This is a genomic window from Sphingomonas sp. MJ1 (PH-R8), from assembly GCF_048058635.1.
Classification (GTDB): Bacteria; Pseudomonadota; Alphaproteobacteria; order Sphingomonadales; family Sphingomonadaceae; genus Sphingomonas.
Genome location: NZ_JBBEFX010000002.1, coordinates 75,197 through 100,763 on the forward strand (window position 1 = coordinate 75,197; position 25,567 = coordinate 100,763).

The window sequence follows — 25,567 nt, forward strand, 5'->3', positions numbered from 1 at the left end:
CATCGCTGCTTCCTCGCTCACTTGCGCGCCCACGGCCGGCCGGAGGCGGCCTCTTCGGCGAGCATCTGCGCCTGCTGCTCGCGCAGGTGCCAGGGCATCTCCTCGAACACGCCGTCGAACAGGCTGTCGAGCGGCTGGTGCAGGCCGTGGCCGAGCACGCCGTTCTTCTCGGCCTCCTTCTGCGCGGCGCGGACTTCCTCCGCGACCGCACGGTCCATGTCGGCGTGGCGTTCGTCGTCCCATTCGCCGATCGCGACCAGGTGTGCCTTCAGCCGCGCGATCGGATCGCCCAGGGGCCAGGCGGTCGCTTCCTCGGCAGAGCGGTACTGCGAGGGATCGTCGGAGGTGGAGTGCCCCTCGGCGCGATAGGTGAAATGCTCGATCAGCGTCGGCCCCTGGTTGGTGCGGGCGCGCTCGGCCGCCCATTTGGTGGCGGCGTAGACCGCGAGCGCATCGTTGCCGTCGACCCGGAGCCCGGCGATGCCATAGCCGATCGCGCGCGCGGCAAAGGTCGTCGCCTCCGCCCCGGCGAACCCCGAAAAGCTGGAGATCGCCCACTGGTTGTTGACGACGTTGAAGATCACCGGCGCGCGATAGACGGCGGCAAAGGTGCAGGCGGAGTGGAAGTCGCCCTCCGCGGTCGATCCTTCCCCGCACCAGGCGGCGGCGATGCGGGTGTCGCCCTTGGCCGCCGACGCCATCGCCCAGCCCACCGCCTGCGGGTACTGCGTGGTGAGGTTGCCGGAGATCGAGAAGAAGCCGGTGTCGCGCGCCGAATACATGATCGGCAGCTGCTTGCCGTGGAGCTTGTCGCCGCTATTCGAGTAGATCTGGTTCATCATCTCGACCAGCGGATAGTCGCGGGTGATGAGGATCCCCTGCTGGCGATAGCTGGGGAAGCACATGTCCTCATAGTCGAGCGCCAGCGTCGCGGCGACGGCGACCGCCTCCTCGCCCGTGCACTTCATGTAGAAGCTCGTCTTGCCCTGGCGCTGGGCGCGGAACATGCGCTCGTCGAACGCGCGGGTGCGGGCCATCGAGCGCAGCATGCGGCGCAGCACCTCGGGCGCGAGCCGCGGGTTCCAGGCACCCACCGCCTGATTGTCCTCGTCCAGCACGCGCACCAGCGTGTAGGCGAGCTCGTGGAACTCGGCCGCAGGCGCGCTGGTGTCGGGGCGGCGGGCCGCGTCGGCGGGGGGGATGGCGACCTCCGCGAAATCGACGGGATCGCCGGGGCGGAAGCGGGGCTCCGGCACGTGCAGCGCCAGGGGCGGCAGATTGGGTCGCAGCGACTCTTCGCTCACTCGTCTCTCCTAGGTCTGCCGTCCGGGGCCGGAACCCCGCGCAGACTCGTTTCAAGCGAGTGTTATAAAATTTCAAAGCCCGGCGGAAGCCAGGATCGTCGCTGCGGTGCAGCGTCGCGGCGATCGGGTGGTTTCCGGCGGCAGGTGCACCCGCTTCGCTCGCCCTCGCGGCCGTGGCGGCCTATGGAGCGGCATGGCCATGCTCTCCAACCCCCTCCCGATGCGCGGCTTCGGCCTGGCGCTGATCCTGCTCGCCACCGCCTGCAACGGCGGGGGCACGGCAGCACCCGACAATGCGGCGACGGAGCCGGTGCCGGAAGCGACGGCGGCGGTCGCACCGGTGCCGACAGCCACCGCGCCCGCAGCTTCGCCCGAGCCGACCGCGACGGCCCTGCCGCAGAAGCCGCCGGCGGTCGACATCACCGAGGCGGACGTCGAGGCGCAGCTTTCGCCTGCGTTGGAGGCGTGCCTGAACTCCGGCGATGCGGCCAAGGGCGTGTCGGTGGCGATGGGGGCGTGCGTGCGGGACGAACTGGCGGTGCAGGACGCGCGGCTGAACGCGGCCTACAAGTCGGCGATGGCCAAGCGCGGGCCGGCGGAGCAGGCGAAGCTGCGGGACGAAGAGCGGGGCTGGATCAAGCGCCGTGACGCGGAGTGCGAAGAGCAGCGGACCGGCGGGACGATCGACATGGTCGAGGTGCCCATGTGCCTGCTGCACGAGACGGTGCGGCGGCGGATCACGCTGCAGCCGATGGCGGGCTGATCGCCGTGCGCGCGCTGTCCAACCTGCTGTTCGTGCTTGCGGGCGGCATCGCAGTTCTGGCGTTCCTGGTCTCGAGCTTCGCGCGTTCGATGGCGTGCGGCTATGCACCCAACTCCACCGGATGCCGGGCGGCCTGGCCCTGGGAGATGAACGGCGACGACCGATGGTGGCTGTTCGAACTGCCGTTGTTGCTGGTCCTGGGGCTGGTGGCCGGCGCGGTCCTCTTGCGGCGCAAGTCGCGCTGACGCTTCAACCTTCGGGGAAGGCGGCGCGCAGGGCGTCATACTGCCGGCGGCTGATCGGCAGCATCGAGCCGTGGCGGGTGCCGGCGGGCATTTCGTAGCGGTTCCATTCGGGAACGCCGCTGTTGCCCGACACCTGGAACCACGGCCCTTGCAGCGTCGGCGCCATCGAGAGGCCGTAGCTGGTGCCGGCATATTGCTCGTAGAAGAGCAACCAGTCCTTGTCGTCGGGCGAGCGGATCAGGGTCGGCGCCTCGCGGAAGTTCGGGCTGAGCGGGGCTCCCGGAAGTGGGTAGGGGCCGAGCAGGCTGGCGGCGCAGCTGATGCGGATCGTCTTGCCGGTGGTCCACTCGTAGGACGGGTAACGCTCGTCCTTGATCACCGCGCAGTATCCGCCGCGGGGATCGGGCTGGAGGATGGTGTCGATGGTGGCCATGTCCCAGGTGAACAGGCGGCGGGGCCTGGCGGCGAAGGTCTTGAGGTCCGGGGACTGGACGTAGAGCGTGCGCTGGCTGGCCCAATAGCGTTCCGGATCCTCACGGTTGCCGTCCTCGTTGGGCGTGTGCCAGGTGAGCAGGAACCGGCGCGAGGGCTTGTCGAAATAGAGCTTGGGGGCGCCGATCCGCTGCATCGCGTGCGGGTGGCCCGGGATGTCCTTGAGGTCGGGACGGTAGGTGCCGAACGGTGTCCAGCGGACGAGATCGTCGGAGACCCAGAAGCGGATCAGGGGATCTTCGTCGCTGTTGTTGCCGACCAGATAGTAGCGCCCGTCGGGGCCCTGGGCGATCGAGGCGTGGCCGTGATAGTCGGCGGATACGGGCTTGCCGCCGTTGAGGCGCGTCCAGTGGAAGCCGTCGAGGCTGACCGAATAGTAGAGGACGCCGTAGCGCTCCTTGGTCATGTGGGCGAAGAGATAGGCCCTGGCCGGATCGACATATGGGGTGACGGGGCTGCCGGGTGCCACCTGCGCGATTGCGGGCAGGGCTGCGGCAAGGGCGGCGAGCGCCGCGACGACACCGCGCTTCCAGAGGACTCGCATGGCTCTCTCCCGATGATCTTTTGATCATACAAATAGGAGAGGGCGGGTTTGTCCAGCGTCGCCCGGTCAGGGGAGCAGCGTTACCGACATGATGGCGCTGCGGGTGGCGCCGGGGGCGACGCGCATCATGCCGGGCTTGTCCCAGATCTCGCCGGTGAAGCCCACCGGGTCGGCGATGCCGTGCCAGGGCTCGACGCAGACGAAGGCCGCGCCGGGCTTGGTCCAGATGCCGAGCATGGGGGTTTCGGGGAAGCCGATCTCCAGCGCCGGGCCCTCGCCGGCGTCGTAGCGGAGCGACTGGCTTTCGAGCTGCTGCCAGACGAGCGCATCCTCGGTGAAGAGGTCGTCGGAGAGCGGCAGCACGCGGTCCTGGAGCGGGCTCGGGCGTGGGGCGGGGGCGATCAGGCCTTCCTCGATCGAGGCTAGGCTTGCCGGCTCGTGCTCCGCGAAGGTGATGCGGTGGGCGTCGCGCGGGCGGCCATAAGGGAGCGGCCAAGCAAAGGCGTGGTGAAAGCCGATGCTGGCCGGCAGGTCGCGGGTGTCGCGGTTGGTGACCGTGACGGTGGTGGTGAGGGTCGCGCCGTCGAGCGCGTGGGTGACGTCGAGCGCGAAGGCGAAGGGATAGACTTCGCGGCTCTCGGCATCGTCCTCAAGGCGGAAGCGGACGTGCGCCGCGCCCTGCTCTGCCAGCGTGAAGGTGCGGCGGCGGGCGAAGCCGTGCTGCGGCAGCGCATAGTCGCGGCCGTCGAGCCGGTAGCGGTCTCCCGCCAGCCGGCCCACGATCGGGAAGAGGATCGGCGCGTGGCCCGTCCAATAGGCGGGATCGGCGTCGGTCATCAGCTCGCGGCCCTGCGCATCGCGCAGCGACACGAGCTCGGCACCGAGCGGGTCGATTGCCGCCGTGAGCGTGCCGTTGCCGATCTCCACCCGATCAGCCACGCAAGGTAGCTCCCAGCTTGGCGGCGGCGGCGACGACCTTGTCGGCGACCCCCTTGATCTCCGCGTCGGTGAAGCTCTTCTCGCCCGGCTGGAGCGTGACCTCGACCGCCAGGGATTTCATGCCTTCCTCGACCCCGGCGCCGGTGAAGACGTCGAACAGGCGTGCGTCGACGATCGTCGCCTTGTCGGCACCGCGCACGCTGCGCACCAGCGCATCGGCGCTGACGCTTGCGGGCACCAGGAAGGCGAAGTCGCGCGTCACCGCCTGCAACGCCGGCGGCGCATAGGCCGGGCGCATGAAGCCGGTGCCGCGCTTGCCCGGCAGCGCGTCCAGGAACAGCTCGACCGCGACCACCGGGCCGGAGAGGTCGAACGCCTTGGCGAGGCGCGGATGGAGCGTGCCGAAGGCGGCGAGCACGGTCTTGGGCCCGAGCCGCAGCGTCGCCGACTGGCCGGGGTGATAGGCGTCGCCCGCCCCGTCCATGACCTGGAGGTTGGCGACCGGCGCACCGGCGGCCTCCAGCAGCGCGAGGGCTTCGGCCTTGGCATCGAACGCGTCGAAGGGCGCAGCCTTGCCCGCTTGCCAGCCGCGGCTGCGCTGCTCGCCGGCGAGGACGACGCCCAGCGTCAGGCGCTCGCCGTCGGCCAGATAGCGGCGGCCGATCTCGAACAGGCGCACGCCGGTGGCGCCGCGCTTGAGGTTGCGGTTCGCGGCCGACAGCAGCCCGGGGAGCAGCGAGGGGCGCATGACCTTCATGTCCTCGCTGATCGGGTTGGCGAGCGTCCAGGCGCCGCCGCCGAAGCTTGCGGCGGCATCCTCGGCGATGAAACTCCAGGTGATCGCCTCGTTGAGCCCGCGCGCAGCGGCCGAACGGCGCAGGCGGCGCTCCAGCTTCTGCTCGGGCGTGGCGGTCGGGCGGGCGACGCCGGCGGGGCGGGGCAGCGGCGTCGAAGGGACCTTGTCGATGCCCTCGATGCGGATCACTTCCTCGACCAGGTCGGCCGGGCCGTCGACGTCGCGGCGCCAGCTCGGCACTACCACGTTCCATTCGAGGTCGACCACGAAGCCGAGGCGTTCGAGGATCTCCTGCTGCCGCTCGGGCGCGACCGCGAGCCCGCCGAGCGTCTCGGAGAGGTTCGGATTGTAGGCGACGAGGCGCGGATCGGCCGGCGGCTCGCCGGCGCGGGTGACTTCGCTCGGGGTGCCGCCGCACAGGGCGAGCACCAGGCGGGTGGCGATCGCCAGCCCCTCGTCGAGGAAGGCGGGATCGACGCCGCGCTCGAAGCGCTGGCGCGCGTCGGAGGTGAGCGCGAGCTTCTGGCCGGTGCGCGCGATCGTCTCCGGCGTGAAATAGGCGCATTCGATGAGCACGTCGGTGGTCGTCTCCGACACGCCCGAATGCTCGCCGCCCATGATGCCGCCGATGTCGTGCACGGCCGCATCGTCGGCGATCACGGTCTCGCCGCCGTCGAGGGTGTAGGTCTTGCCGTTGAGCGCCAGCACCTGTTCGCCGGCCGTCGCATGCCGCGCGACCAGGCCGCCCTGGAGCTTGGCGCGATCATAGACGTGCAGCGGGCGGCCGAGGCCGAGCATGACGAAGTTGGTGATGTCGACCAATGCCGAGATCGGCTTCTGGCCGACCGCGGTCAGGCGGCGCTGCAGCCAGTCGGGCGAGGGGCCGTTGGTGACACCGGCGACGGTCTGGGCGAAGAAGGCGGGGCAGCCCTCCGGGTCCTGCGTCGCCACGTCCGGGCCGGCGCCTTGCGGCACGATCGCGGGCAGGCCGCCGATCACCGCTTCGAGCGGGCGCAGCGTGCCGAGGCCGGCGGCAGCGAGGTCGCGGGCGATGCCGCGCACGCCCATGCAGTCCTGGCGGTTGGGGGTGATCGCCACGTCGATGACGGGATCGTCGAGGCCGGCATAGTCGGCAAAGGTCGTGCCGACCGGCGCGTCGGCCGGCAGCTCGATGATGCCGTCGTGATCCTCGCCGAGTTCCAGCTCGCGGGTGGAGCACATCATGCCGTTGGATTCGACGCCGCGGATCGCCGCCACGCGCAGCTCCATGCCGTTGGCGGGAACGACCGCGCCGGGCATGCCGAACACGCCGACCAGGCCAGCGCGCGCATTGGGCGCGCCGCACACCACCTGGAGCGGGCCGTCGCCGGCATCGACTGACAGCACCTGGAGCTTGTCGGCCTGCGGATGGCGCTCGGCGGTGAGGACGCGGGCGACGCGGAAGCCGTTGAGGCGCGCGGCCGGGTTCTCGACGCCCTCGACCTCCAGCCCGATGCGGGTCAGGCCGTCGAGGATCGCGTCGAGCGAAGCGTCGGTGTCGAGGTGCTCGCGCAGCCAGGAAAGGGTGAACTTCATGCGCCCACTCCCCCCGACAGCGTGGGCACGTCAAGCGCCGAGAAGCCATAGTGCTTGAGCCAGCGCAGGTCGCCGTCGAAGAAGGCGCGCAGGTCGTCCATGCCGTATTTCAGCATCGCGAGCCGATCGACGCCGGTGCCGAAGGCGAAGCCCTGGTACTCGTCGGGGTCGAGGCCGCAGGCGGCGATGACCTTGGGGTGGACCATGCCGGAGCCCAGCACCTCCATCCAGCCTTCCGACCCGCCGACCACGCGCTTGCCCTTCTGCATGGTGTAGCCGATGTCGACCTCCGCCGAAGGTTCGGTGAAGGGGAAGTAGCTGGGGCGCAGGCGCAGCACGATGTCGTCGCGCTCGAAGAACGCCTTGAGGAAGGTCTCCAGCGTCCACTTCAGGTGCGCGAGGGTGATGCCCTTGTCGATCACCAGCCCTTCGATCTGGTGGAACATCGGCGTGTGGGTGGCGTCGCTGTCGGAGCGATAGACCCGGCCGGGCGCGATGATGCGGATCGGCGGCTTCTGCGACAGCATCGTGCGGATCTGCACGGGCGAGGTGTGGGTGCGCAGCACCATCGGCCGCTCGTGCTCCCCGGCCAGATAAAAGGTGTCATGCATCGCGCGTGCCGGATGCGTCTCCGGGATGTTGAGCGCGGTGAAATTGTGCCAGTCGTCCTCGATCTCGGGGCCGGTCGCGACCGCGAAGCCGAGGTCGGCGAAGATCTCGGCGAGCTCGTCCATGACCTGGCTGACCGGGTGGACGCTGCCGGGGGCGGTGCGATCGACCGGCAGGGTCATGTCGAGCGTTTCGGAAGCGAGGCGAGCGTTGAGCGCCGCCTGCTCCAGCCCGGCCTTGCGAGTGGCGATCGCCTCCGTCACCGCCTCGCGCAGGCTGTGGATGCGCGGGCCTTCGACCTGGCGCTGCTCGGGCGTCATGCCGCCGAGCGTCTTGAGGAGGCCGGTGACGGCACCCTGCTTGCCGAGCGCATGGACGCGCACCGCCTCCAGCGCGTCGAGCCCGGCGGCCGCGTCGATCGCCGCCAGCAGGTCGGCTCGCAATTGTTCGAGATCGGTGGTCATTGAAATTCCGTTCGCAAGATTGGGAGGTCCGAACCTTAGTCGGCGGCTCAGGTCAAGCCGTTCCGGGGTCCGTCACGCTCGGGCGGCGAGCAGAAGGCCGCCGAAGCCGATGAAGAGCGACCCCGTCGCACGGTTGAACAGCCGCTGCCGGCGCGGCGGCGCGAGCCAGCGGGCGAGCGAGCGGCCGCCGAGCGCATAGGCGGCGTACCAGCCGCCCTCGATCACCACGAACGTCGCAACCAGGATCGCCAGCTGAAGCCAGAAGGGGCGGCTGGGGTCGAGGAACTGCGGGAACAGCGCGGCGGCGAAGACGATCAGCTTCGGGTTGGAGAGGCCGGTGCCGAGGCCCGCCGCATAGAGCGCGCCGGGGCGGCTGCGGGTGAAACCTTCCTTCTTGGGAGCGCCCGAGACGGGTGCCCGCCACGCCTTGATCCCGAGCCAGATCAGATAGGCGGCACCGGCGAAGCGCAGCGCACCGTAGAGCCGGGGCGACGCCTGGAGCAGCGCACCAAGTCCCATTGCCGAGGCGAGCAGGCACAGCAGGTTGGCGCTCATCAGCCCGGCCATGGAGAAGACCGCGCGGCGCGGGCCGTGGTGGATGCTCTGCACCATGACGTGCAGCATGTTCGGGCCAGGGGTGCCCGCGATCAGGAACACGGCGGTGACGTAGAGCCACCAGAGGTGCATCGCCATTCGTGCCTCTTCATTTGCCCTGGCCACCGAATGGCCAAGGGCGAAAACGAAAAGGGCGCCGGTGTTGCCACCGACGCCCCATGTTCGCGTAACGCTGCAGGTCGCTTAGGCGGCCTGGGGCAGCGCCGCCTTCGCCTGAGCGACGATGGCGGTAAATGCCTCACCTTCGTGCATCGCGATATCCGCCAGGACCTTGCGGTCCAGCTGGATGCCGGCGAGCTTCAGGCCGTGCATGAACTGCGAATAGGTCAGGCCCTCGGCCCGGACGCCGGCGTTGATGCGCTGGATCCAGAGGCCGCGGAAGGTCCGCTTCTTAACCTTGCGGTCGCGATAGGCGTACTGGCCGGCCTTTTCGACGGCCTGACGTGCGATGCGGATCGTGTTCTTGCGACGGCCATAATAGCCCTTCGCCTGATCCAGAATACGCTTGTGCTTGGTGCGGGTCGTGGTGCCGCGCTTGATACGTGCCATGTGTCAGACCTCCTTAGCGCAGACCGTAGGGCGCCCACGCCTTGACGTGTGCGACGTCGGCGTCGGCGAGCACCGAGGTGCCGCGGTTCTGGCGGATGTACTTGGCATTGTGGCTGATCAGGCGGTGGCGCTTGCCGGCCACACCGTGCTTCACCTTGCCGGTGGCGGTGAACTTGAAGCGCTTCTTCACGCCGCTCTTGGTCTTGAGCTTGGGCATTTTTTTCTCCTTGTGTGTCACGACCCAGCAGATCGCCGCGGCAGCCCTTTTGGCCGGGCGATCCCTCGAGACGGGCTCGAAGAGTCGTGGAAAGACGGCGCGCTTAGCGCAATGGCGGTGCATGCGCAACCGCAGCGGGCGGTGCGCGGGAACTCGTTACGCCAGCGGCGAGTTTTTGGCCGCATGGCTGATCGCGAACTGCCCCCTGTCGCGGACGATGTGCCGCCGCCGCCCGCCGAAACTCCGGCGGCGCCGCCGCGACGCGGGCGGCCGCGCTGGCTCACGATCCTGCTGCGGGTGGTGCTCGGCATCTTCATCGCGCTGTTCCTGGTGTGGGCGATCCTGTTCATCACCAAGGGCCGCTTCCTGAAGGGCACGTTCGAGAAGATCGCCTCAAGCTCGGCCGAGCGGCAGGTGCGGGTGGCCGGCGACTTCCAATTCTATTTCAACCCGATCAACCTGAAGTTCCTGGCCGAAGGGCTGACCGTGTCCAATCCCGAATGGGCGGGCGGCGGCAATTTCCTGGAAGCGCGGAAGTTCGACAGCCAGATCGCCACCTTCACCTTCCTGTTCGGCCAGCGGCGGATCAACTGGCTGGGGCTGGACGGCGCGCGCGTCGACCTGGCCTGGGACGCCGACCACCGCCGCAACACCTGGACCTTCGGCGACCCCAACGCCAAGGGCGAGCCGTTCGACATGCCGGTGATCCGCCAGGCAGCGGTGAGCAATTCAGGGCTGCGCTACAGCGATCCGTCGATGCGGATCCTCGCCAACGTCCGCTTCCGCACCGTGGAGGCGCGCGACAGCAAGGTCGCGAACGCCGTGCGATTCGACGGAGATGGGCGTGCGCGCGGCATCCCCTTCACGCTGACCGGCGCACTGCTGTCGCCCAACGCGGCGCTGGCGGGTGGGCAGACGCAGCTGGCGCTGACCGTGCGGGCGGTCGATGCGGTGGGCACCGTCACCGGCACGCTGCCCGAGCCGACGGTGATCGAGGGATCGGACCTGAAGGTCGACCTGCGCGGCCGCAACCTGGCGAACCTGTTCGAGGTGTTCGGGCTGACCGTGCCCGACACGCGGCGCTACCATCTCGCCTCCGCGCTCACCAAGCGGGGCGAGGAGTGGCGCTTCACCGGGCTGCGCGGCACGTTCGGCGACAGTGACCTCAGCGGCGCGTTCAGCGTGTTCCAGCGCGAGCCGCGCATGTACCTGACCGCCGACCTCGCCACCCGTCGGCTGGACATGATCGATGTCGCGCCCTTCATCGGCTACAATCCCGACCGGCTGGACAAGCAGGGCAAGGCGGGCACGGTGACGCGGGTGGGCGGCACGCCGCGGCTGCTGCCGGACACGCCGCTCAACGTCGACGCGCTCAAGAACTTCGACGCGAAGGTCAACTGGACGGTGCGGCAGGTGCGGTCGGAGAACGTGCCGATCTCCAACATCAAGCTGGGGCTGTCGCTCGAAGACCGGCTGCTCAAGCTCTCGCCGCTCAACTTCACCATGGCGCGCGGCACGGTGCTGTCGGACATCAGCATCAACGCGCGCCGGGCACCGGTCTTCACCGACTATGACATCCGCCTGACGCCGACGCCGATGGGCCGGCTGCTCGCGGGCTTCGGCGTGGCGGAGGCGGGCACCAGCGGCACGATTTCGGCGCGCGTGAAGATGACGGGCAGCGGCAACAGCGTGCACGACTCGCTGGCGAGCTCCAACGGGCGCATCGCCTTCATCATGCCCAAGGGCAGCTTCTGGACGCGCAACATCCAGCTGTCGGAAATCGACGTCGGCACGTTCATCCAGAAGATGTTCGAGGACAAGCTGAAGGAGCCGGTACAGATCAACTGCGGGCTGATCGGCTTCACCGTGCGCAACGGCGTGGCGGCGGCCGACCCGATCCTGATCGACACGCAGAAGAACGTCATGCTCGGCCGTGGCGGCTTCAGCTTCAAGACCGAGGCGATCGACTTGGCGTTCCGGGCGGACTCCAAGAAGTTCTCGCTGTTCGCGGGCCAGTCGCCGGTCGGGATCAACGGCTATTTCGCGGAGCCGGGCTTCGACGTGATCAGCCCGGAGCTGGTCGGGCGCGCCGGCATCGGCCTGGGCCTGGCGGCGGTTGCGACCCCGATCGGCGGGCTGCTCGCCTTTGTCGACGTGGGCGATGCCAAGTCGGCCGCGTGCGGGCCGATCCTCGCGGGTGCCACCGCCAAGGCGCAGCGTACCACCAAGGGCAAGCCGCGCGACGACGTCGGCGCGGGCACCACGTCGAAGGACGAGGATGGCAAGGCCTCGGGCGAGGAGAAGAAGAAGCAGCGCAAGAAGTTCCTGGGGATCTTCTGAGGCTCCGATCCATCGGTGTGAGCGAAGACCTTCTCAGGCTCGCTTGACAGCAAGACTGCGTCGCCCCCAACATTGCTTCGTGGGGTTCGACTCCCCGCCGGGCATTTCTCGAACGCGACACTGAAAGGTGCGGTCAGCACAGATGAGAGATGTCCTAGCTGTGGTAGCAAGTGCCTGTGAAGCGCTCCAACTCAAGCTTTCCGGCGCCAGCCCATCGGCAACCGTGGCGCGGCTTTGCGAGCTTCGGGCTCCCGCCGCGTCGCCGTGGCGTCGGAAAGTGAGTGCTTGATGACTCCGCTTCTTCTGGTCGTTCTCGTTGTAGCGATTGTCGGGCTCGCCCTGTGGGTGTGCCTTGAAGCGACCATCATCTACCCGCCGATGGTGGGGCTGCTCTACCGGGATGGCCGGTTTCAGCGGGAACTGCCGCCTGGCCGGCACAGCCGGTTCGATCCGCTTAAGCGCTCAAGGGTCGTTCAGGTTGCGGTGACCGAACGGGCCGCCTCCCTTCCGGAGATGACGGTTCTTTCCAAGGACCAGTTCTCGTTCCGCCTGACCCTGTCGCCGGCGCTGGCGGTGACGGATGCTCGTGCCTATTCCGAGTCGCAGCAAAGCCTCGATACACCGACGATCGGCTACTTCCTGGGGGGTGGCGGCGTTCACCCTGCGCTATACCCGTCCGTGGCGGCGGCGACCCTGGAGGCGGCGGGCGAGCGGACATTGGCGGACATCCTGGCGTCGCCCGCCGCGTTGACGGCGGACATCCTCGCCCGCATCGGGGGCGCAGTGCCCGGGGCGACGATCTCCCGGCTGCTGCTGACGGCGGTGAACCTGCCGCCCGAGACCCGCAAGATGTTCACCGACGTGGAGCGTGCGAAGATGGAGGCGCAGGGTGCGCTCGAGCGCGCCCGCGGCGAGCAGGCTGCGCTTCGCGTGCTCGCCAATGCCGCCCGGCTCGTCAGCGACAATCCGGCGCTTGCCAATCTGCGGCTGCTGCAGGCGATCGAGGCGACGAAGGGATCGACGACCATCATCCTGGGAGAGGGCGCCATTGCGCCGGCCGGGTTCGGCCAGGCCGGCGGCACCGGTCGCAGACGCGATGGCCTCGAAGCGGGAGGGTAGTTCATGAAAAAGCCGCAACCGGCGCAGGCGGTGCTGCTGGGCTTCCTGATCGTCGGGCTGGTCGCGTTCCTGTTCGCGTCAGGGTACGGCATCGGCAGGAACATCGCCGCACGGGAGCAGGCCGCCGGGGCGGGTGCCCGCTAAGCCGGCAAGAGGCGTCAGCGGACAGCGATTTCGGATCGAGGCGGTGCAGGGCCTTTGACCTTGCGCATGAACCTGCGCCATCAAGCTGGCATGGCTTCTTCCCCGCTTTCCCTGTCGCGACGGACGCTCGTCGCCGCCGCTGCCGCTGCTGCGGCGTTTCCGACCCGGCTTCTGGCGCAGCAAAGCCGCAGGGTGCTTGCCGGCACCTATGTGCAGGAGGGCGGCGCCGGGCTCGTGCCGCTGGAGCCGTCGAACGGCGGCTGGACGGCGGGCCGGGCGCTGCCGGAGATCGCGAACGCCTCGTTCGGCGTGCAAAGCGGCGGCACCGGCGTGCGCTATCTGGTGGATGAGCAGGCGGAGGGTGCGCTCGGAATCTATGGGCGCGACTTCCGGCGGCTGGCGCGGGTGTCGACGCTGGGCGCCGATCCTTGCCATGTCGCGCTGAGCCCGGACGGTCGTGCGCTGGCGGTGGCGAATTATTCGAGCGGGAGCGTGGCCGTCTGGAAGCTCGACCCCGCGACCGGACTGCCGATCGACGAGGCGGCGCGCATCGTCCATGCGGGCAGCGGCCCGGACCGGGAGCGGCAGGCGGGCGCCCATGCGCACTGGGTCGGCTTTGCGCCGGGAGCGCCGCTGCTGCATTCGGTGGACCTGGGCGCCGACGCGATCTTTGCCCACCACCTCGATCCGCGATCGGGCGCGCTGGCGAAGACGACGGTCGCCTATCGTGCCGAACCGGGATCGGGGCCCCGCCACCTGGCGCGGCATCCGCGGCTGCCGGTCGCGTATCTGGTGGCGGAGCTCGCCAACACGGTGACGATCCTCGACGCAGAGGGGGATGGGAGCTTTCGTCGGCGGGGCGTGGTGTCGACGTTGCCGGCGGGGTTCGCCGGGTCTTCGGCGGCGGGGCACATCGCGCTCAACCGCAGGGGGGACCGACTCTATGTCTCCAATCGCGGGCACAACAGCATCGCGGTGTTCGCCGTCGCCCGGGACGGCGGGCTGACGCTGCTCCAGCATGTCGGGTGCGGCGGAGACTGGCCGCGGATGTTCCTGCTGCTGGAAGAGCGGGACGAGATGCTGGTGGCGAACCAGCGTTCCGGCACGGTGGCGAGCCTGCGGGTCGGGAGCGACGGGAGGTTGCGGGCGGCGACGTCTCAGGGCGTTCCGGTGCCAGGTGTTGCGTATCTGACGGTCTGAAACCGCGAGGCGACAGCGAGGACCCGATCCGAGCTTCTCGCAACTGGGCCCCGGCCTTCGCCGGGGTACTGGTTAGGTCTGGCGTAGAGGTTGCGCCCAAGCGCGGCAGAGGGGAGGCCGTCGTGCCGCCTCCCCTTCGCAGCATTACCCCAGCAGAGCCTCGGCCTGGTCGAGCGTTTCCTTGAAGCTCTGGACGAGCTGCCGGTAGGGCTCCGGGCTCGTCATATCGAGGCCGGCGCGCTTGAGGATGTCGATCGGATAGTCCGATCCGCCTGCCTTCAGCACCGTCAGGTAGCGGTCGCGCTCCGCCGCGCCGCCGGTCAGCACCGAGCGGGCGAAATACTCGGCCGCGGTGATCGAGGTGGCGTACTGATAGACGTAGAAGTTGGAATAGAAGTGGGGGATGTACGCCCACTCGATTGCATAGGCCGGGTCGATCGCGACCTTGGGGCCGTGGTAGCGCTTGAGCAGGTCGAGGTAGAGCGCGGTGAAGCGCGCGCCCGACACGCCCTCACCCTTTTCGGCCAGCTCGTGCGCCTCCAGCTCGAATTCGGCGAACATCGCCTGGCGGAAGAAGGTGCCGCGGATGCTCTCCATGCGCTGCCCGAGGTAGAAGAGCTTCTCCTCGCGAGTCTTGGCGCGCTTGAGCATCATGTCGACCAGCAGCGCCTCGTTCGCGGTCGACGCGATCTCCGCGAGGAAGATCGGATAGTCGGCCATGTCATAGGGCTGGGCGCGGTTGGAGAGCAGCGAATGGATCGCATGGCCCCATTCGTGCGCATAGGTCGACAGCCCCTCGTAGTTCTCGCCGAGGTTGAGCAGCAGATAGGGGTGCACGTCGTACGCGCCGGGATTCATGTACGCGCCCGAGCGCTTGCCGGTGCGGGGGAAGGGATCCATCCAGCGGGCGGCGGTGCCTTCGGCGATCAGCTTGGCGTATTCGGGCCCTAGCGGCTTGGTCGCCTCCAGCGTGAGGGTGCGCATGTCCGGGAGGGTGAAGCGGCGGTCGAGCGACACCAGGGGCGGGTAGATGTCGTAGTAGGCCATGTCCGGCAGCTTGAGCATCCGGCGGCGCAGCTCGAAATAGCGGTGGAGCTGCGGCAGGCCGGCGTTGGTCTCCTGCACCAGCGTGCGGTAGACGCCCTCCGGGATGTTGCCGCCCGACACCGCCGCTGCCAGCGAACTCGGGTATTTGCGGGCGCGGGCGTTGAAGATGTCGCCCTTGATCTTGGCGACATAGGCCGAGCCGAGCGAGCTTTCGAACGCGCCGTAGCTCTTCCAGAAGGCGTCGAACACCTGCTTGCGATCGGCGCGGTTGGGCGCGTCGCGGTTGAGCGAATAGCCCTGGTCGTCGAGCCGCACCGACTTGCCGGTCGAAAGCTGGACGGTCGGGCGCGGCATGTCGGAGGAGCGCAGCTGCTCGGCGGTCTCGCCCGGACCCGACAGCGCGGCACCCGCGCTGGCGAGCAGCGCCTCGCCCTCGGGGCTGAGCGTGTGCTCGGCCTGACGCAGGACGTTCTTCAGCACCATGGCGAAGCGGGTGCGCAGCGTGGTGTTCTGGGCGGTGAACGCCTCGATCTTGGGGCGGCCGAGCGCGATCAGCTCGGGGCCGGTCCAGGCGGTCGCCTCGCCGAGTGCCACCCACAGGTCGGTCGCCTGGGCGCGGCGCTCCTGGTTGGCGGCGACGCGGACGTCCTCGTCCGCCTTGAGGCTGATGTAGGTGTAGATGCGCGACACGGTGCGGCCGACGTCGGACTGGGCGGAAAGCGCCTGGGCGAGCACGTCGGCGCTTTCGCCGAGCCGCCCCTTCCACTGGGCGAGCGCCTTGGCATCGGCGAGCGCCTTCACGCGGGCGGCGTCCCAGGCGGCGTCATTGGGATAGAGCTCGGTCAGGTCCCAGGCGGCGGCAGTGGCGCCGGGGGCGGGTGCTGCGGGCTGCTGGGCCCAGGCGGGGGTGGCGGCGGCGAGCCCGGCAAGCGCAGAGGTGGCGAGGGCTTCGCGGCGGCTGAGATCGGTCATGCGGGTTCCCGTGGATGGCTGCGTCGGACGACGCCTGGCGCCGATCATCGGGATTCGCGGGGCGGAAGGAAAGAGGGCGAAAAGAAAAGGGCCGGAAGGTTTCCCCTCCGGCCCCTTTCCTTGGGACGGCACCGGCAAAGCCGGTGCTGGCGTCGGACGGACTTCGGCGGGCCGAAGTCCGCCGGCCGATCCCGAGCGTGGCCTGCGCCAGCTTGGCTGGCGCAGGCCGCTACGGGATCAGAAGTCCATGCCGCCCATGCCGCCGCCGGGCATTGCCGGCATTGCGGGCTTGTCGTCGGGCAGCTCGGCCACGGTTGCTTCCGTGGTGATGAGCAGGCCCGCGACCGACGCCGCGTTCTGGAGCGCGGTGCGGACGACCTTGGTCGGGTCGATCACGCCGGCCGCAACCAGGTTCTCATAGGTGTCGGTCGACGCGTTGAAGCCGAACGAGGTGTCGTCCTGGTCGAGCAGCTTGCCCGACACGACGGCGCCGTCGTGGCCGGCGTTCTGCGCGATCTGGCGAACCAGGGCGGTCAGCGAGCGGCGAACGATGTCGATGCCGCGGGTCTGGTCCTCGTTCGCACCGGTCAGGCCGGCGAGTGCCTTGGTCGCGTACAGCAGAGCCGTACCACCGCCCGGGACGATGCCCTCTTCGACGGCTGCGCGGGTTGCGTGCAGCGCGTCGTCGACGCGGTCCTTGCGCTCCTTCACCTCGACCTCGGTCGCACCGCCGACCTTGATCACGGCCACGCCGCCGGCGAGCTTGGCGAGACGCTCCTGGAGCTTCTCACGGTCATAGTCGCTGGTGGTGACTTCGATCTGCTGGCGGATCGCGTCGGTGCGGCCCTTGATCGCGTCGGCTTCACCCGCACCATCGACGATGGTGGTGTTGTCCTTGTCGATCGTGACGCGCTTGGCGGTGCCGAGCATGCCGAGCGTGACGGACTCGAGCTTGATGCCCAGGTCTTCCGAGATGACTTCGCCCTTGGTCAGGATCGCGATGTCCTCGAGCATCGCCTTGCGGCGATCGCCGAAGCCCGGCGCCTTGACCGCTGCGACCTTCAGGCCGCCGCGCAGCTTGTTCACCACGAGCGTGGCCAGAGCCTCGCCCTCGATGTCCTCTGCGATGATCAGGAGCGGACGACCCGACTGAACGACGGCTTCCAGGATCGGGAGCATCGCCTGCAGGTTCGAGAGCTTCTTCTCGTGGATCAGGATGTACGGATCGTTGAGCTCGACCGTCATCTTTTCCGGGTTGGTGATGAAGTAGGGCGACAGGTAGCCGCGGTCGAACTGCATGCCTTCGACGACGTCGAGCTCGAATTCGAGACCCTTCGCCTCTTCGACGGTGATCACGCCTTCCTTGCCGACCTTCTCCATCGCTTCCGCGATCTTTTCGCCGACTTCACGGTCGCCGTTGGCGGAGATGATGCCGACCTGGGCGACTTCCTGGGTGCCAGCGACGGGCTTGGAGCGCGCCTTCACGTCCTCGACGACCTTGCCGACGGCGAGGTCGATGCCGCGCTTCAGGTCCATCGGGTTCATGCCGGCTGCGACCGAGCGCATGCCTTCGCGAACGATCGCCTGGGCGAGGACGGTCGCGGTGGTGGTGCCGTCACCGGCGACGTCGTTGGTCTTCGAGGCAACTTCGCGCACCATCTGGGCGCCCATGTTCTCGAACTTGTCCTTGAGTTCGATTTCCTTGGCGACCGAGACACCGTCCTTAGTGATGCGCGGTGCGCCGAAGGACTTGTCGATCACGACGTTGCGGCCCTTCGGGCCAAGCGTCACCTTGACCGCGTCGGCCAGGATGTCGACGCCCTTGAGGATGCGCTCACGCGCGTCGCGCGAAAACTTTACTTCCTTGGCTGCCATGTTGGCTATTCCTCTTGCTCAGGCTCCAGCAGACGCAGGAACCTAGGATTCTGGATGCTTGGCTCTGGGCTCCTGCCTGCGCAGGAGCACCGAACCGGGTCAGGAAATCAGCCGACGATCCCCAGGATGTCGCTTTCCTTCATGATCAGCAGGTCTTCGCCATTCACCTTGACCTCGGTGCCCGACCACTTGCCGAAGAGGATGCGGTCGCCAGCCTTGACGTCGAGCGGAGTGACCTTGCCGTCTTCAGCCTTGGTGCCGTTGCCGGCGGCGACGACTTCGCCTTCCTGCGGCTTTTCCTTGGCGGTGTCCGGGATGATGATCCCGCCGGCGGTCTTTTCCTCGGCTTCGACGCGGCGAACGAGCACGCGGTCGTGCAGCGGACGAAAGTTCATGCGCGCTTTCCTTTCTGTGAACAGTGATTGGCACTCACCCGCAGCGAGTGCCAGCAGCCCGCATATGCGATCGCCCTCGCACCTCGTCAACGGGTCGCCGAGCCGAAAAAATGCGGTCCGCGCCAGTGCGTGGTGGAAACGCGAGCGGCACCTGCGGAGCGGCAGGCTCGTCCTCCCCCGAACCCGGGAGACGCGCGGTTTACTCGCCTCTGGCCCTGCTTTAGCACCGCCATGACCTGACAAGGGGAAGATGCGCGTGAGACTGGTTCGGGGTGCCTGGAAGTTGCTGGTCGCGGTCAAGGACGGGCTCGTCCTGCTGGCGATGCTGCTGTTCTTCGGCCTGCTGTTCGCGGCGTTGGCCGCCAAGCCCAACCCGGCGATCAAGCCTGGCGCGCTGCTGGTGGCGCTGGACGGCACGGTGGTCGAGCAGCCGAGCGAGATGGACCCGTTCGCGACGCTGAGCGGTGCGAGCGTGGCGCGCGAACACCGGCTGCGCGACGTGGTGCACGCGCTGGACAAGGCGCGCGACGACAAGCGGGTGACGGCGGTGGTGCTGGACCTGGACCGCTTCGTCGGCGGCTACCCTTCCGTGGTGGCGGAGGTCGCCGCCGCGGTCGGCCGGGTGCGGGCGAGCGGCAAGCCGGTGCTCGCCTATGCGACCGGCTATACCGACAGCAGCTATCTGGTGGCCGCGAATGCCAGCGAGATCTGGGTCAACCCGATGGGTGGCGCGATGTTCACCGGGCCGGGCGGGGCGCAGCTCTACTACAAGGGGCTGATCGACAAGCTTGGCATCAATGCGCACGTCTATCGCGTCGGCGAGTTCAAGTCGGCGGTGGAGCCCTATACCCGCGCCGACCAGTCCGAGCCGGCGCGCGCCGCCAACCAGGCGCTCTACGGCGCGATCTTCGGCCAGTGGCGCGAGGCGGTGGCCAAGGCCCGCCCCAAGGCCAAGGTCGCCGACTTCCTGACCCAGCCGGACAAGCTGGTGGTCGCGGCCGGGGGCGACATCGCCAAGGCCAATCTGGCGGCCGGGCTGGTCGACCGGCTGGGCGACCGCGTGGCGTTCGGCAAGCGCGTGGCCGAGCTGGAGGGCGTCGGGATCGGCGACAAGAAGATCGCCGGCAGCTTCAAGGCGATCCCGCTTCGGAACTGGGTCGCGGCCAACCCGCTGCCCAAGACCGGCGATGCGATCGGCATCCTGACCATCGCGGGCGAGATCGTTGACGGGGACTCCGGCTCCGGCACCGCCGGCGGCGACACGGTGTCGAAGCTGTTGCTCAAGGGGCTGGCCGAAAAGGAGCTGAAGGCGCTGGTGGTGCGGGTCGATTCGCCCGGCGGCTCTGCGCTCGCGTCCGAGCAGATGCGCCAGGCGATCCTGCAGGCCAAGCAGAAGGGCCTGCCGGTCGTCGTCTCGATGGGCGGCCTGGCCGCGAGCGGTGGCTATTGGGTGTCGACGCCCGGCGACGTGGTGTTCGCCGAGCCGAACACCATCACCGGCTCGATCGGCATCTTCGGGCTGATCCCGACGTTCGAGAACACGCTCGCCAAGATCGGCGTGACGACGGACGGCGTGCAGACGACGCCGCTGACCGGCCAGCCCAACGTGATGGGCGGCACCAACGCTACCTTCGACGCGCTGGTTCAGGCGACGATCGAGAACGGATACCGCCGGTTCATCGGCCTGGTGTCGCAGGCGCGGCGGATGAGCCCGGAGCGGGTCGACCAGATCGGCCAGGGCCGGGTGTGGGACGGCGGCACCGCGCGGCAGCTGGGGCTGGTCGACCGGTTCGGCACGCTCTCCGACGCGGTGGCCGAAGCCGCGCGGCGCGCGAAGCTCGATCCGGCCAAGGTCCATGCGGAGTATCTGGAGAAGGAGCCGGGCGCGCTGGAGCAGTTCCTGGCGGCGATGAACGCGGGCGAGGAGGACGAGGATCGCGTCGGATCGGCCTCCACCGATCTCGTCTCCCGCCTGGCGGGGGAGCGGCGCGCGTTGCTGGCGCAGGCGCTGGGCGACGCCCGGCGGCTGGTGAAGGGTGGCGCTGCGATGCAGGCGCGCTGCCTTGAGTGCGCCGGGCTCGGTCCGGTGTTGCCGGCGCGCGAGGACGTGCGGCTGATGGACCTGATGCTGGCGCGGTTCGGCCTGTGATCGCAATCCGGGCGGCGACCGCTGACGATGCCGAGGCGATCGCGCAGATCTATGCCGCCTATGTGACCGGCAGCACGATCAGCTTCGAGGAGCAGCCGCCCGACGCCGCCGCCATCGCCGAGCGGATGGCGGCGCACGACGGCTTCTATCCGTGGCTGGTCGCGACCGGCACCGATCCGCTGGGGGAGACCGGGCCGGGCAAGATCCTGGGCTATGCCTATGCCGGGCCGTTCCGGTCGCGCGCCGCCTATCGCTTCTCGGTCGAGACGACGATCTACCTTGCGGGTGGCGCACACGGGCAGGGCGCGGGGCGGCTGCTCTACGAGGCGCTGATCGTGACGCTGCGCGCGCAGGGCTTCACCCAGGCGATGGGGGTGATCGCGCTGCCCAATGGGCCGTCGATCTCGCTGCATGAGGCGGTGGGGTTCCGCCGCGCCGGCGTGATCCGCTCGATCGGCTACAAGCAGGGCCAGTGGGTCGACATCGGCCTGTGGCAGTGCGAGCTGGCGCACACGGGCATGCCGCCCGCCGAGCCGCGGCCGTTCCGCGATGTCGGCGTCGTGCGGGGCTAGGCTTCGTTCCAGGAGCAGAGGCCGATGCCCGCGGCCCTGGGCTCCTGCCTTCGCAGGAGCACGGAGGCGTCAGTGCCGACCGCGATAGGTCGGCAGGCCGAGCTTCCAGTGGATGGCGGCGGCCCGGAGCAGGAAGCCGGCGGCGGAAGCGCAGAGCGCCGAGGCGAAGCTCGGCAGCCCGAGCGAGACCAGTACCACATAGAGGCCGGAGGCGAGGGCTGCGGCGGTGACGTAGAGCTCGGGGCGCATCAGGATCGACGGCTCGCCCGCCAGCATGTCGCGCAGGATGCCGCCTGCGCAGGCCGTCACCACGCCCATGATCGCGGCCGGGATCGGCGGCACGCCGAACTCCAGCGCCTTGGCGACGCCATAGACCGCATAGGCGGCGAGCCCTGCCGCATCGAGCCATTCCAGCGCCTGCTGGCGCCACCAGCGTTGCGGGGTGATCCAGATCAGCACCGCGACCGACAGGCAGAGCGCGGCGGTCTGCGCGTCGCGGACCCAGAAGACGGGCGCGCCGATCAGCAGGTCGCGGATCGTGCCGCCGCCAACACCGGTGATGAGCGCGAAGAAGGTGGCGGTCACGAGCGTCTGCGCACGCTGTGCCGCGGCGAGCGCGCCGGTGGCGGCGAAGACCGCGATGCCGAGCAGGTTGAGGACCTGCAGCACGGGCCCGAGCGAGAGGGTTTCCATCGGCACGACCTCCGCTCGCTAGCGGTTCGTCGCAGATTGCGGAAGCCCGGGGGTTGGCGATGGCGGACGAAGGAGGGAAAAGGGGCCATGCAACGTCTTCCGCTCTCCGTCCTGCTGGTCGCCGTGCTGCTCGCGGCGCTGGCCGGCTTCGTTGACGCGATCGCCTTCTCGGCCTTCGCCGGCTTCTTCGCCTCCTTCATGAGCGGCAACACGACCCGGCTGGGCGTGGCGATCGCATCCGGGCTCCAGGCCGAACTGCATACGGCGATCTCGCTGATCCTGGCGTTCGTCTCCGGCGTGATGGGGGGTGCGATCGCGGCACGCGCGGGCGGCGTGCGGGGTCGCGAGGCGGTGATGCTGCTGGTGACGGCGCTGCTGGCGCTGGCGGCGCTGTGCCTGGGGTTCGGGCCGCGGCAGCTCGCGCTGGTGCTGCTGGCAGGCGCGATGGGGGCGGAGAACGCCGTGTTCAGCCGCACCGGCGAGGTGCAGGTGGGGCTCACCTACATGACCGGCACGCTGGTGCGCTTCGGCCAGCGGCTGGCGGATGCGCTGATGGGCGTGGGACCGCGCACCGGGTGGTGGCGCGACCTGCTGTTCTGGGGCGGGTTCCTGTTCGGCACGCTGGGCGGCGCGGGGGCGTACCAGCTGGCGGGCGACGGCGCGGTGTGGATCGCGGCGGTGCTGGCGGGGTTGCTGACCCTGCTGGTGGCGCGGATGCCGGCGGAGGGGTGAGGGCGTAGAATCCGCCTGTCGGAGCAGCGTGCGAGCGGGCTCCTCCGGCCAGCCGGCTTCCTTCTTCGTACCCCGGCGGAGGCCGGGGCCCAGTTGCGGTGCCGTGGCGATCACGGCGCGCCCTTCAGCCGCTATCCCAACTGGGCCCCGGCCTTCGCCGGGGTACTGGTGGTCTGCGGAGATGCCGCCAGGATAGCGCTGGTGGCCCTGGGCTCCTGCCTGCGCAGGAGCCCGCGAGAGGATACGGGCGGGCGTCTCCCCCAGCCGTGCTCCTGCGCAGGCAGGAGCCCAGGGCGGCGGACGGGGCGCTTGTCGTCTTGGACTGCCCCCGCGCAGGGGCACAGGGCCGGATACGAAAACGGCGCCGGTGGGGTGCCACCGACGCCGATTTCTCTAGGCCAGAGTTCCGCCGATCACATGTGGATCGGCTTGCCCTGCACGGCCATGGCCGCTTCCTTGATCGCTTCCGAATGGGTCGGGTGCGCGTGGCAGGTGTAGGCGATGTCCTCGCTGGTGGCGCCGAACTCCATCGCCTGCGCCGCCTGCGCGATCATGGTGCCGGCGACCGAGGTGATGATCCACACGCCCAGCACGCGATCGCTCTTGGCGTCCGCGATGACCTTCACGAAGCCCGCGGTGTCGTCGATCGCCTTGGCGCGGCTGTTGGCCATCATCGGGAACTTGCCGACCTTGATCTCGCCGCGTTCCTTGGCCTGCTCTTCGGTCAGGCCCACGCCGGCGATTTCCGGGTGGGTGTAGACGACGCCGGGGATGACGTCGTGGTTCACGATGCCGGTGAGGCCGGCGATGTTCTCCGCCACCGCGACGCCCTCGTCCTCGGCCTTGTGCGCGAGCATCGGGCCGGGGATCACGTCGCCGATCGCCCACACGCCGTCGACGGCGGTGCGGAAGTCATGGTCGGTCTCGATCTGGCCGCGCTGGTTGAGCTGAAGCCCGATCTTGTCGAGGCCGAGCCCTTCGGTGTTCGGGCGGCGGCCGATCGCGACGAGCACGGCGTCTGCTTCCAGGGTTTCGGCAGCGCCGCCGGCTGCCGGCTCGACCGTCACGGTCGCGCGGCCGCCGTCGACGGCAACGCCGGTGACCTTGGTCGAGAGCTTGAGCTCCATGCCCTGCTTCTTGAAGATCTTGGCGGCCTCCTTGCGGACTTCGCCGTCCATGCCCGGCAGCAGCTGGTCGAGATATTCGACCACGGTCACCTTGGCGCCCAGGCGCTTCCACACCGAGCCGAGCTCCAGGCCGATCACGCCGCCGCCGATCACGACGAGGTGCTCCGGCACCTTCTCGAGGGTCAGCGCGCCGGTCGAGTCGACGACGACCTTCTGGTCGATGGTCACGCCCGGCAGCGGGGTCACCGACGAACCGGTGGCAATGACGATGTTCTTGGCGGTGACGGTGCGGTCGCCGACCTGGACGGTGTGCGCGTCCTGGAAGGTGGCGAGGCCCTTCACCCACTCGACCTTGTTCTTCTTGAACAGATATTCGATGCCGCCGGTGAGGCCGCTCACGGCCTTGTCCTTGTCGGCCATCATCACGGAGAGGTCGAGCTCGACGCCCGAGAGCTTCACGCCATGCTTGGCGAGGACGCCCGAAACCGCCTCGTCGAACTTCTCGGACGCGTTGAGGAGCGCCTTGGAGGGGATGCAGCCGACGTTGAGGCAGGTGCCGCCCAGCGTCTCGCGGCTTTCCGCGCAGGCGGTCTTTAGACCGAGCTGTGCCGCGCGGATCGCGGCGACATAGCCGCCGGGGCCGGCACCGATCACGAGAACGTCGAAGTCGTATTCAGCCATTTTCTTCTCTTTCTTGTGCTCCGGTGGGGACCGGGGCCCAGTTTCGAGACGGAATCTGGTGCGCGTCTCGCTTCGTTGCAAACCGGCTGCAATGGCACCCCGGCCTTCGCCGGGGTACCATTGCGTGTTCTTACAGGTCGATCAGCAGGCGGGTCGGGTCCTCGATCGCGTTCTTGAGCGCGGCGAGGAAGGTCACTGCCTCACGACCGTCGATGATGCGGTGGTCGTAGCTGAGGGCGAGGTACATCATCGGGCGGACGACGACCTGGCCGTTGCGGACCACGGGGCGCTCCTCGATGCGGTGGAGGCCCAGCACCGCCGACTGCGGCGGGTTGATGATCGGGGTCGACATCAGCGAGCCGAACACGCCGCCGTTGGAGATGGTGAAGGTACCGCCCTTCATCTCGTCCATCTTGAGCGTGCCTTCCTTGGCGCGCTTGCCGAAGTCGCCGATCGTCTTTTCGACCTGCGCCACCGACATCTGGTCGGCCGAGCGGATCACCGGCACGACCAGGCCCTGCGGCGCGGAAACCGCGACCGAGATGTCGGCATAGTCGTGATAGACGATCTCGTCGCCCTCGATGTAGGCGTTGACCGAGGGGATGTCCTTGAGGGCCATGCACGCGGCCTTCACGAAGAAGCCCATGAAGCCCAGGCGGACGCCGTGCTTCTTCTCGAACAGGTCCTTGTACTTGGCGCGCGCCTCCATGACGGCGGTCATGTCGACGTCGTTGAAGGTGGTCAGCAGGGCTGCGGTGTCCTGCGCTTCCTTCAGGCGGCGGGCAATGGTCTGGCGCAGGCGCGTCATCTTGACGCGTTCCTCGCGACGCTCACCGCCGGCAGCGACGGGCGCCGCTGCGGGAGCGGCCGCCGGGGCCGCGGCGGGGGCTGCGGCCGGCTTGTTCGACGCCGCGGCGACGATGTCTTCCTTGGTCAGGCGACCGTCCTTGCCGCTGCCCTTCACGGTCGCCGGATCGACGCCATGCTCCAGGATCGCGCGACGCACCGACGGCGACAGCGCAGCGGCGTCGACGTTGCCGCCGACCTCCTGCGGGGCGGCTGCCGGAGCCGGAGCCGCGGCGGTGCTGCCGGCCTCGGGCGCGGCCGTCTTCGCCGGGGCGCCGTCGCCCGCGTCGATGGTGGCGATCATCGCGCCGACCGAGACGGTGTCGCCCGGCTGGACGGCATGGGCGCCCATCACGCCCGCGACGGGCGAGGGGACTTCGACCGAGACCTTGTCGGTCTCAAGGCTGGCGATGGGCTCGTCGGCCTTCACGGGGTCGCCCGGCTGCTTGAGCCATTCGCCCAGCGTCGCTTCGGTGATCGATTCGCCCAGTACGGGAACAAGGACTTCGGTTGCCATGGGTCTTCCTCTTGGTTCCCCGCCAGGGGACGCAGACATTGGGTTC

General features: G+C 69.1%; 23 protein-coding genes. 9 read left to right on the top strand and 14 right to left on the bottom strand.

Annotated elements, in window-relative coordinates; genetic code table 11:
• Positions 1-17 precede the first annotated feature (17 nt).
• Entirely contained in the window at positions 18-1,304 is a 1,287-nt protein-coding gene (locus VPH46_RS02025; protein ID WP_416608455.1) for a 3-methyl-2-oxobutanoate dehydrogenase (2-methylpropanoyl-transferring) subunit alpha, read from the bottom strand.
• A gap of 193 nt (positions 1,305-1,497) precedes the next feature.
• Here VPH46_RS02025 and VPH46_RS02030 point away from each other — a divergent pair, with 193 nt between their 5' ends.
• Positions 1,498-2,067, top strand: coding sequence for a lysozyme inhibitor LprI family protein (locus VPH46_RS02030; RefSeq protein WP_416608457.1), 570 nt, complete (start codon positions 1,498-1,500; stop codon positions 2,065-2,067).
• A 5-nt stretch (positions 2,068-2,072) separates the two neighbouring features.
• Positions 2,073-2,312 carry a hypothetical protein gene (locus tag VPH46_RS02035; RefSeq protein ID WP_317892693.1) on the top strand — a complete coding sequence of 80 codons (240 nt, stop codon included), beginning with the start codon at positions 2,073-2,075 and terminating at the stop codon, positions 2,310-2,312.
• 4 nt (positions 2,313-2,316) lie between these two features.
• Here VPH46_RS02035 and VPH46_RS02040 read toward each other — a convergent pair whose 3' ends face one another.
• The 7 genes from VPH46_RS02040 to rpmI form a co-directional block, all read right to left on the bottom strand.
• Positions 2,317-3,348, bottom strand: coding sequence for a glycosyl hydrolase family 43 (locus VPH46_RS02040; protein ID WP_416608459.1), 1,032 nt, complete (start codon positions 3,346-3,348; stop codon positions 2,317-2,319).
• A 66-nt stretch (positions 3,349-3,414) separates the two neighbouring features.
• The gene (locus VPH46_RS02045) at positions 3,415-4,287 is read right to left on the bottom strand and encodes an aldose 1-epimerase family protein (RefSeq protein WP_416608461.1); all 873 of its coding nucleotides are present in this window, start codon (positions 4,285-4,287) and stop codon (positions 3,415-3,417) included.
• Positions 4,280-6,658 (bottom strand): phenylalanine--tRNA ligase subunit beta, encoded by a 2,379-nt coding sequence (gene pheT / locus VPH46_RS02050; RefSeq protein WP_416608463.1) that lies wholly within the window; start codon positions 6,656-6,658, stop codon positions 4,280-4,282. The genes VPH46_RS02045 and pheT overlap by 8 nt, the downstream gene beginning before the upstream one ends.
• Positions 6,655-7,731, bottom strand: coding sequence for a phenylalanine--tRNA ligase subunit alpha (gene pheS / locus VPH46_RS02055; protein WP_416608464.1), 1,077 nt, complete (start codon positions 7,729-7,731; stop codon positions 6,655-6,657). Before pheS ends, pheT begins: the two co-directional genes overlap by 4 nt.
• A 72-nt stretch (positions 7,732-7,803) precedes the next feature.
• Positions 7,804-8,424 carry a LysE family translocator gene (locus VPH46_RS02060; protein WP_416608467.1) on the bottom strand — a complete coding sequence of 207 codons (621 nt, stop codon included), beginning with the start codon at positions 8,422-8,424 and terminating at the stop codon, positions 7,804-7,806.
• A gap of 105 nt (positions 8,425-8,529) precedes the next feature.
• The gene (gene rplT, locus VPH46_RS02065) at positions 8,530-8,895 is read right to left on the bottom strand and encodes a 50S ribosomal protein L20 (RefSeq protein WP_125961809.1); all 366 of its coding nucleotides are present in this window, start codon (positions 8,893-8,895) and stop codon (positions 8,530-8,532) included.
• A gap of 13 nt (positions 8,896-8,908) precedes the next feature.
• On the bottom strand, positions 8,909-9,112 hold the full coding sequence (gene rpmI, locus VPH46_RS02070) for a 50S ribosomal protein L35 (protein ID WP_125961808.1): 204 nt from the start codon (positions 9,110-9,112) through the stop codon (positions 8,909-8,911).
• Between the two features lie 183 nt (positions 9,113-9,295).
• Between rpmI and VPH46_RS02075 the strand changes: the two genes are divergently transcribed.
• From VPH46_RS02075 to VPH46_RS02090, 4 genes are all read left to right on the top strand, one after another.
• Positions 9,296-11,452 (top strand): AsmA family protein, encoded by a 2,157-nt coding sequence (locus VPH46_RS02075; protein WP_416608470.1) that lies wholly within the window; start codon positions 9,296-9,298, stop codon positions 11,450-11,452.
• 288 nt (positions 11,453-11,740) lie between these two features.
• Positions 11,741-12,571, top strand: coding sequence for an SPFH domain-containing protein (locus VPH46_RS02080; protein WP_416608472.1), 831 nt, complete (start codon positions 11,741-11,743; stop codon positions 12,569-12,571).
• A gap of 3 nt (positions 12,572-12,574) precedes the next feature.
• Complete coding sequence (locus VPH46_RS02085; RefSeq protein ID WP_317892686.1) at positions 12,575-12,715, top strand: hypothetical protein; 141 nt, start codon at positions 12,575-12,577, stop codon at positions 12,713-12,715.
• A gap of 90 nt (positions 12,716-12,805) precedes the next feature.
• On the top strand, positions 12,806-13,915 hold the full coding sequence (locus VPH46_RS02090; RefSeq protein WP_416608474.1) for a lactonase family protein: 1,110 nt from the start codon (positions 12,806-12,808) through the stop codon (positions 13,913-13,915).
• A 144-nt stretch (positions 13,916-14,059) separates the two neighbouring features.
• Here VPH46_RS02090 and pepF read toward each other — a convergent pair whose 3' ends face one another.
• The 3 genes from pepF to groES form a co-directional block, all read right to left on the bottom strand.
• Positions 14,060-15,934, bottom strand: a complete 1,875-nt coding sequence (pepF, locus tag VPH46_RS02095; protein WP_416608476.1) for an oligoendopeptidase F — start codon at positions 15,932-15,934, stop codon at positions 14,060-14,062.
• Between the two features lie 237 nt (positions 15,935-16,171).
• Positions 16,172-17,809, bottom strand: coding sequence for a chaperonin GroEL (gene groL / locus VPH46_RS02100; protein WP_416608478.1), 1,638 nt, complete (start codon positions 17,807-17,809; stop codon positions 16,172-16,174).
• A 107-nt stretch (positions 17,810-17,916) separates the two neighbouring features.
• Positions 17,917-18,204 (bottom strand): co-chaperone GroES, encoded by a 288-nt coding sequence (groES, locus tag VPH46_RS02105; RefSeq protein WP_125961798.1) that lies wholly within the window; start codon positions 18,202-18,204, stop codon positions 17,917-17,919.
• A 256-nt stretch (positions 18,205-18,460) separates the two neighbouring features.
• Between groES and sppA the strand changes: the two genes are divergently transcribed.
• Together sppA and VPH46_RS02115 are read left to right on the top strand one after the other, a co-directional pair.
• Positions 18,461-20,353: a signal peptide peptidase SppA gene (sppA, locus tag VPH46_RS02110; RefSeq protein WP_416608481.1), complete on the top strand. Its 1,893-nt coding sequence runs from the start codon at positions 18,461-18,463 to the stop codon at positions 20,351-20,353.
• Positions 20,350-20,925 carry a GNAT family N-acetyltransferase gene (locus tag VPH46_RS02115; protein ID WP_317892681.1) on the top strand — a complete coding sequence of 192 codons (576 nt, stop codon included), beginning with the start codon at positions 20,350-20,352 and terminating at the stop codon, positions 20,923-20,925. Before sppA ends, VPH46_RS02115 begins: the two co-directional genes overlap by 4 nt.
• Positions 20,926-20,994: 69 nt before the next feature.
• On the opposite strand, the gene VPH46_RS02120 is transcribed toward VPH46_RS02115, so the two are convergent.
• Positions 20,995-21,618: a trimeric intracellular cation channel family protein gene (locus VPH46_RS02120; protein ID WP_125961858.1), complete on the bottom strand. Its 624-nt coding sequence runs from the start codon at positions 21,616-21,618 to the stop codon at positions 20,995-20,997.
• Between the two features lie 87 nt (positions 21,619-21,705).
• On the opposite strand from VPH46_RS02120, the gene VPH46_RS02125 reads away from it, so the two are divergent.
• Positions 21,706-22,350 (top strand): DUF1275 family protein, encoded by a 645-nt coding sequence (locus VPH46_RS02125; RefSeq protein ID WP_416608484.1) that lies wholly within the window; start codon positions 21,706-21,708, stop codon positions 22,348-22,350.
• Between the two features lie 413 nt (positions 22,351-22,763).
• Here the strand turns inward: VPH46_RS02125 and lpdA are convergent, their stop codons facing one another.
• Together lpdA and odhB are read right to left on the bottom strand one after the other, a co-directional pair.
• On the bottom strand, positions 22,764-24,158 hold the full coding sequence (lpdA, locus tag VPH46_RS02130) for a dihydrolipoyl dehydrogenase (RefSeq protein WP_416608486.1): 1,395 nt from the start codon (positions 24,156-24,158) through the stop codon (positions 22,764-22,766).
• A gap of 130 nt (positions 24,159-24,288) precedes the next feature.
• Positions 24,289-25,521: a 2-oxoglutarate dehydrogenase complex dihydrolipoyllysine-residue succinyltransferase gene (odhB, locus tag VPH46_RS02135; protein ID WP_416608488.1), complete on the bottom strand. Its 1,233-nt coding sequence runs from the start codon at positions 25,519-25,521 to the stop codon at positions 24,289-24,291.
• Between the last annotated feature and the right edge of the window lie 46 nt (positions 25,522-25,567).

Coding starts and splice junctions, on each gene's coding strand:
- rpmI (WP_125961808.1), bottom strand. CDS start 9,112: ATGCCCAAGCTCAAGACCAAGAGCGGCGTGAAGAAGCGCTTCAAGTTC.
- odhB (WP_416608488.1), bottom strand. CDS start 25,521: ATGGCAACCGAAGTCCTTGTTCCCGTACTGGGCGAATCGATCACCGAA.
- VPH46_RS02040 (WP_416608459.1), bottom strand. CDS start 3,348: ATGCGAGTCCTCTGGAAGCGCGGTGTCGTCGCGGCGCTCGCCGCCCTT.
- lpdA (WP_416608486.1), bottom strand. CDS start 24,158: ATGGCTGAATACGACTTCGACGTTCTCGTGATCGGTGCCGGCCCCGGC.
- VPH46_RS02120 (WP_125961858.1), bottom strand. CDS start 21,618: ATGGAAACCCTCTCGCTCGGGCCCGTGCTGCAGGTCCTCAACCTGCTC.
- VPH46_RS02075 (WP_416608470.1), top strand. CDS start 9,296: ATGGCTGATCGCGAACTGCCCCCTGTCGCGGACGATGTGCCGCCGCCG.
- VPH46_RS02060 (WP_416608467.1), bottom strand. CDS start 8,424: ATGGCGATGCACCTCTGGTGGCTCTACGTCACCGCCGTGTTCCTGATC.
- groES (WP_125961798.1), bottom strand. CDS start 18,204: ATGAACTTTCGTCCGCTGCACGACCGCGTGCTCGTTCGCCGCGTCGAA.
- pheT (WP_416608463.1), bottom strand. CDS start 6,658: ATGAAGTTCACCCTTTCCTGGCTGCGCGAGCACCTCGACACCGACGCT.
- VPH46_RS02090 (WP_416608474.1), top strand. CDS start 12,806: ATGGCTTCTTCCCCGCTTTCCCTGTCGCGACGGACGCTCGTCGCCGCC.
- groL (WP_416608478.1), bottom strand. CDS start 17,809: ATGGCAGCCAAGGAAGTAAAGTTTTCGCGCGACGCGCGTGAGCGCATC.
- rplT (WP_125961809.1), bottom strand. CDS start 8,895: ATGGCACGTATCAAGCGCGGCACCACGACCCGCACCAAGCACAAGCGT.
- VPH46_RS02125 (WP_416608484.1), top strand. CDS start 21,706: ATGCAACGTCTTCCGCTCTCCGTCCTGCTGGTCGCCGTGCTGCTCGCG.
- pheS (WP_416608464.1), bottom strand. CDS start 7,731: ATGACCACCGATCTCGAACAATTGCGAGCCGACCTGCTGGCGGCGATC.
- VPH46_RS02080 (WP_416608472.1), top strand. CDS start 11,741: ATGACTCCGCTTCTTCTGGTCGTTCTCGTTGTAGCGATTGTCGGGCTC.
- VPH46_RS02030 (WP_416608457.1), top strand. CDS start 1,498: ATGGCCATGCTCTCCAACCCCCTCCCGATGCGCGGCTTCGGCCTGGCG.
- pepF (WP_416608476.1), bottom strand. CDS start 15,934: ATGACCGATCTCAGCCGCCGCGAAGCCCTCGCCACCTCTGCGCTTGCC.
- VPH46_RS02085 (WP_317892686.1), top strand. CDS start 12,575: ATGAAAAAGCCGCAACCGGCGCAGGCGGTGCTGCTGGGCTTCCTGATC.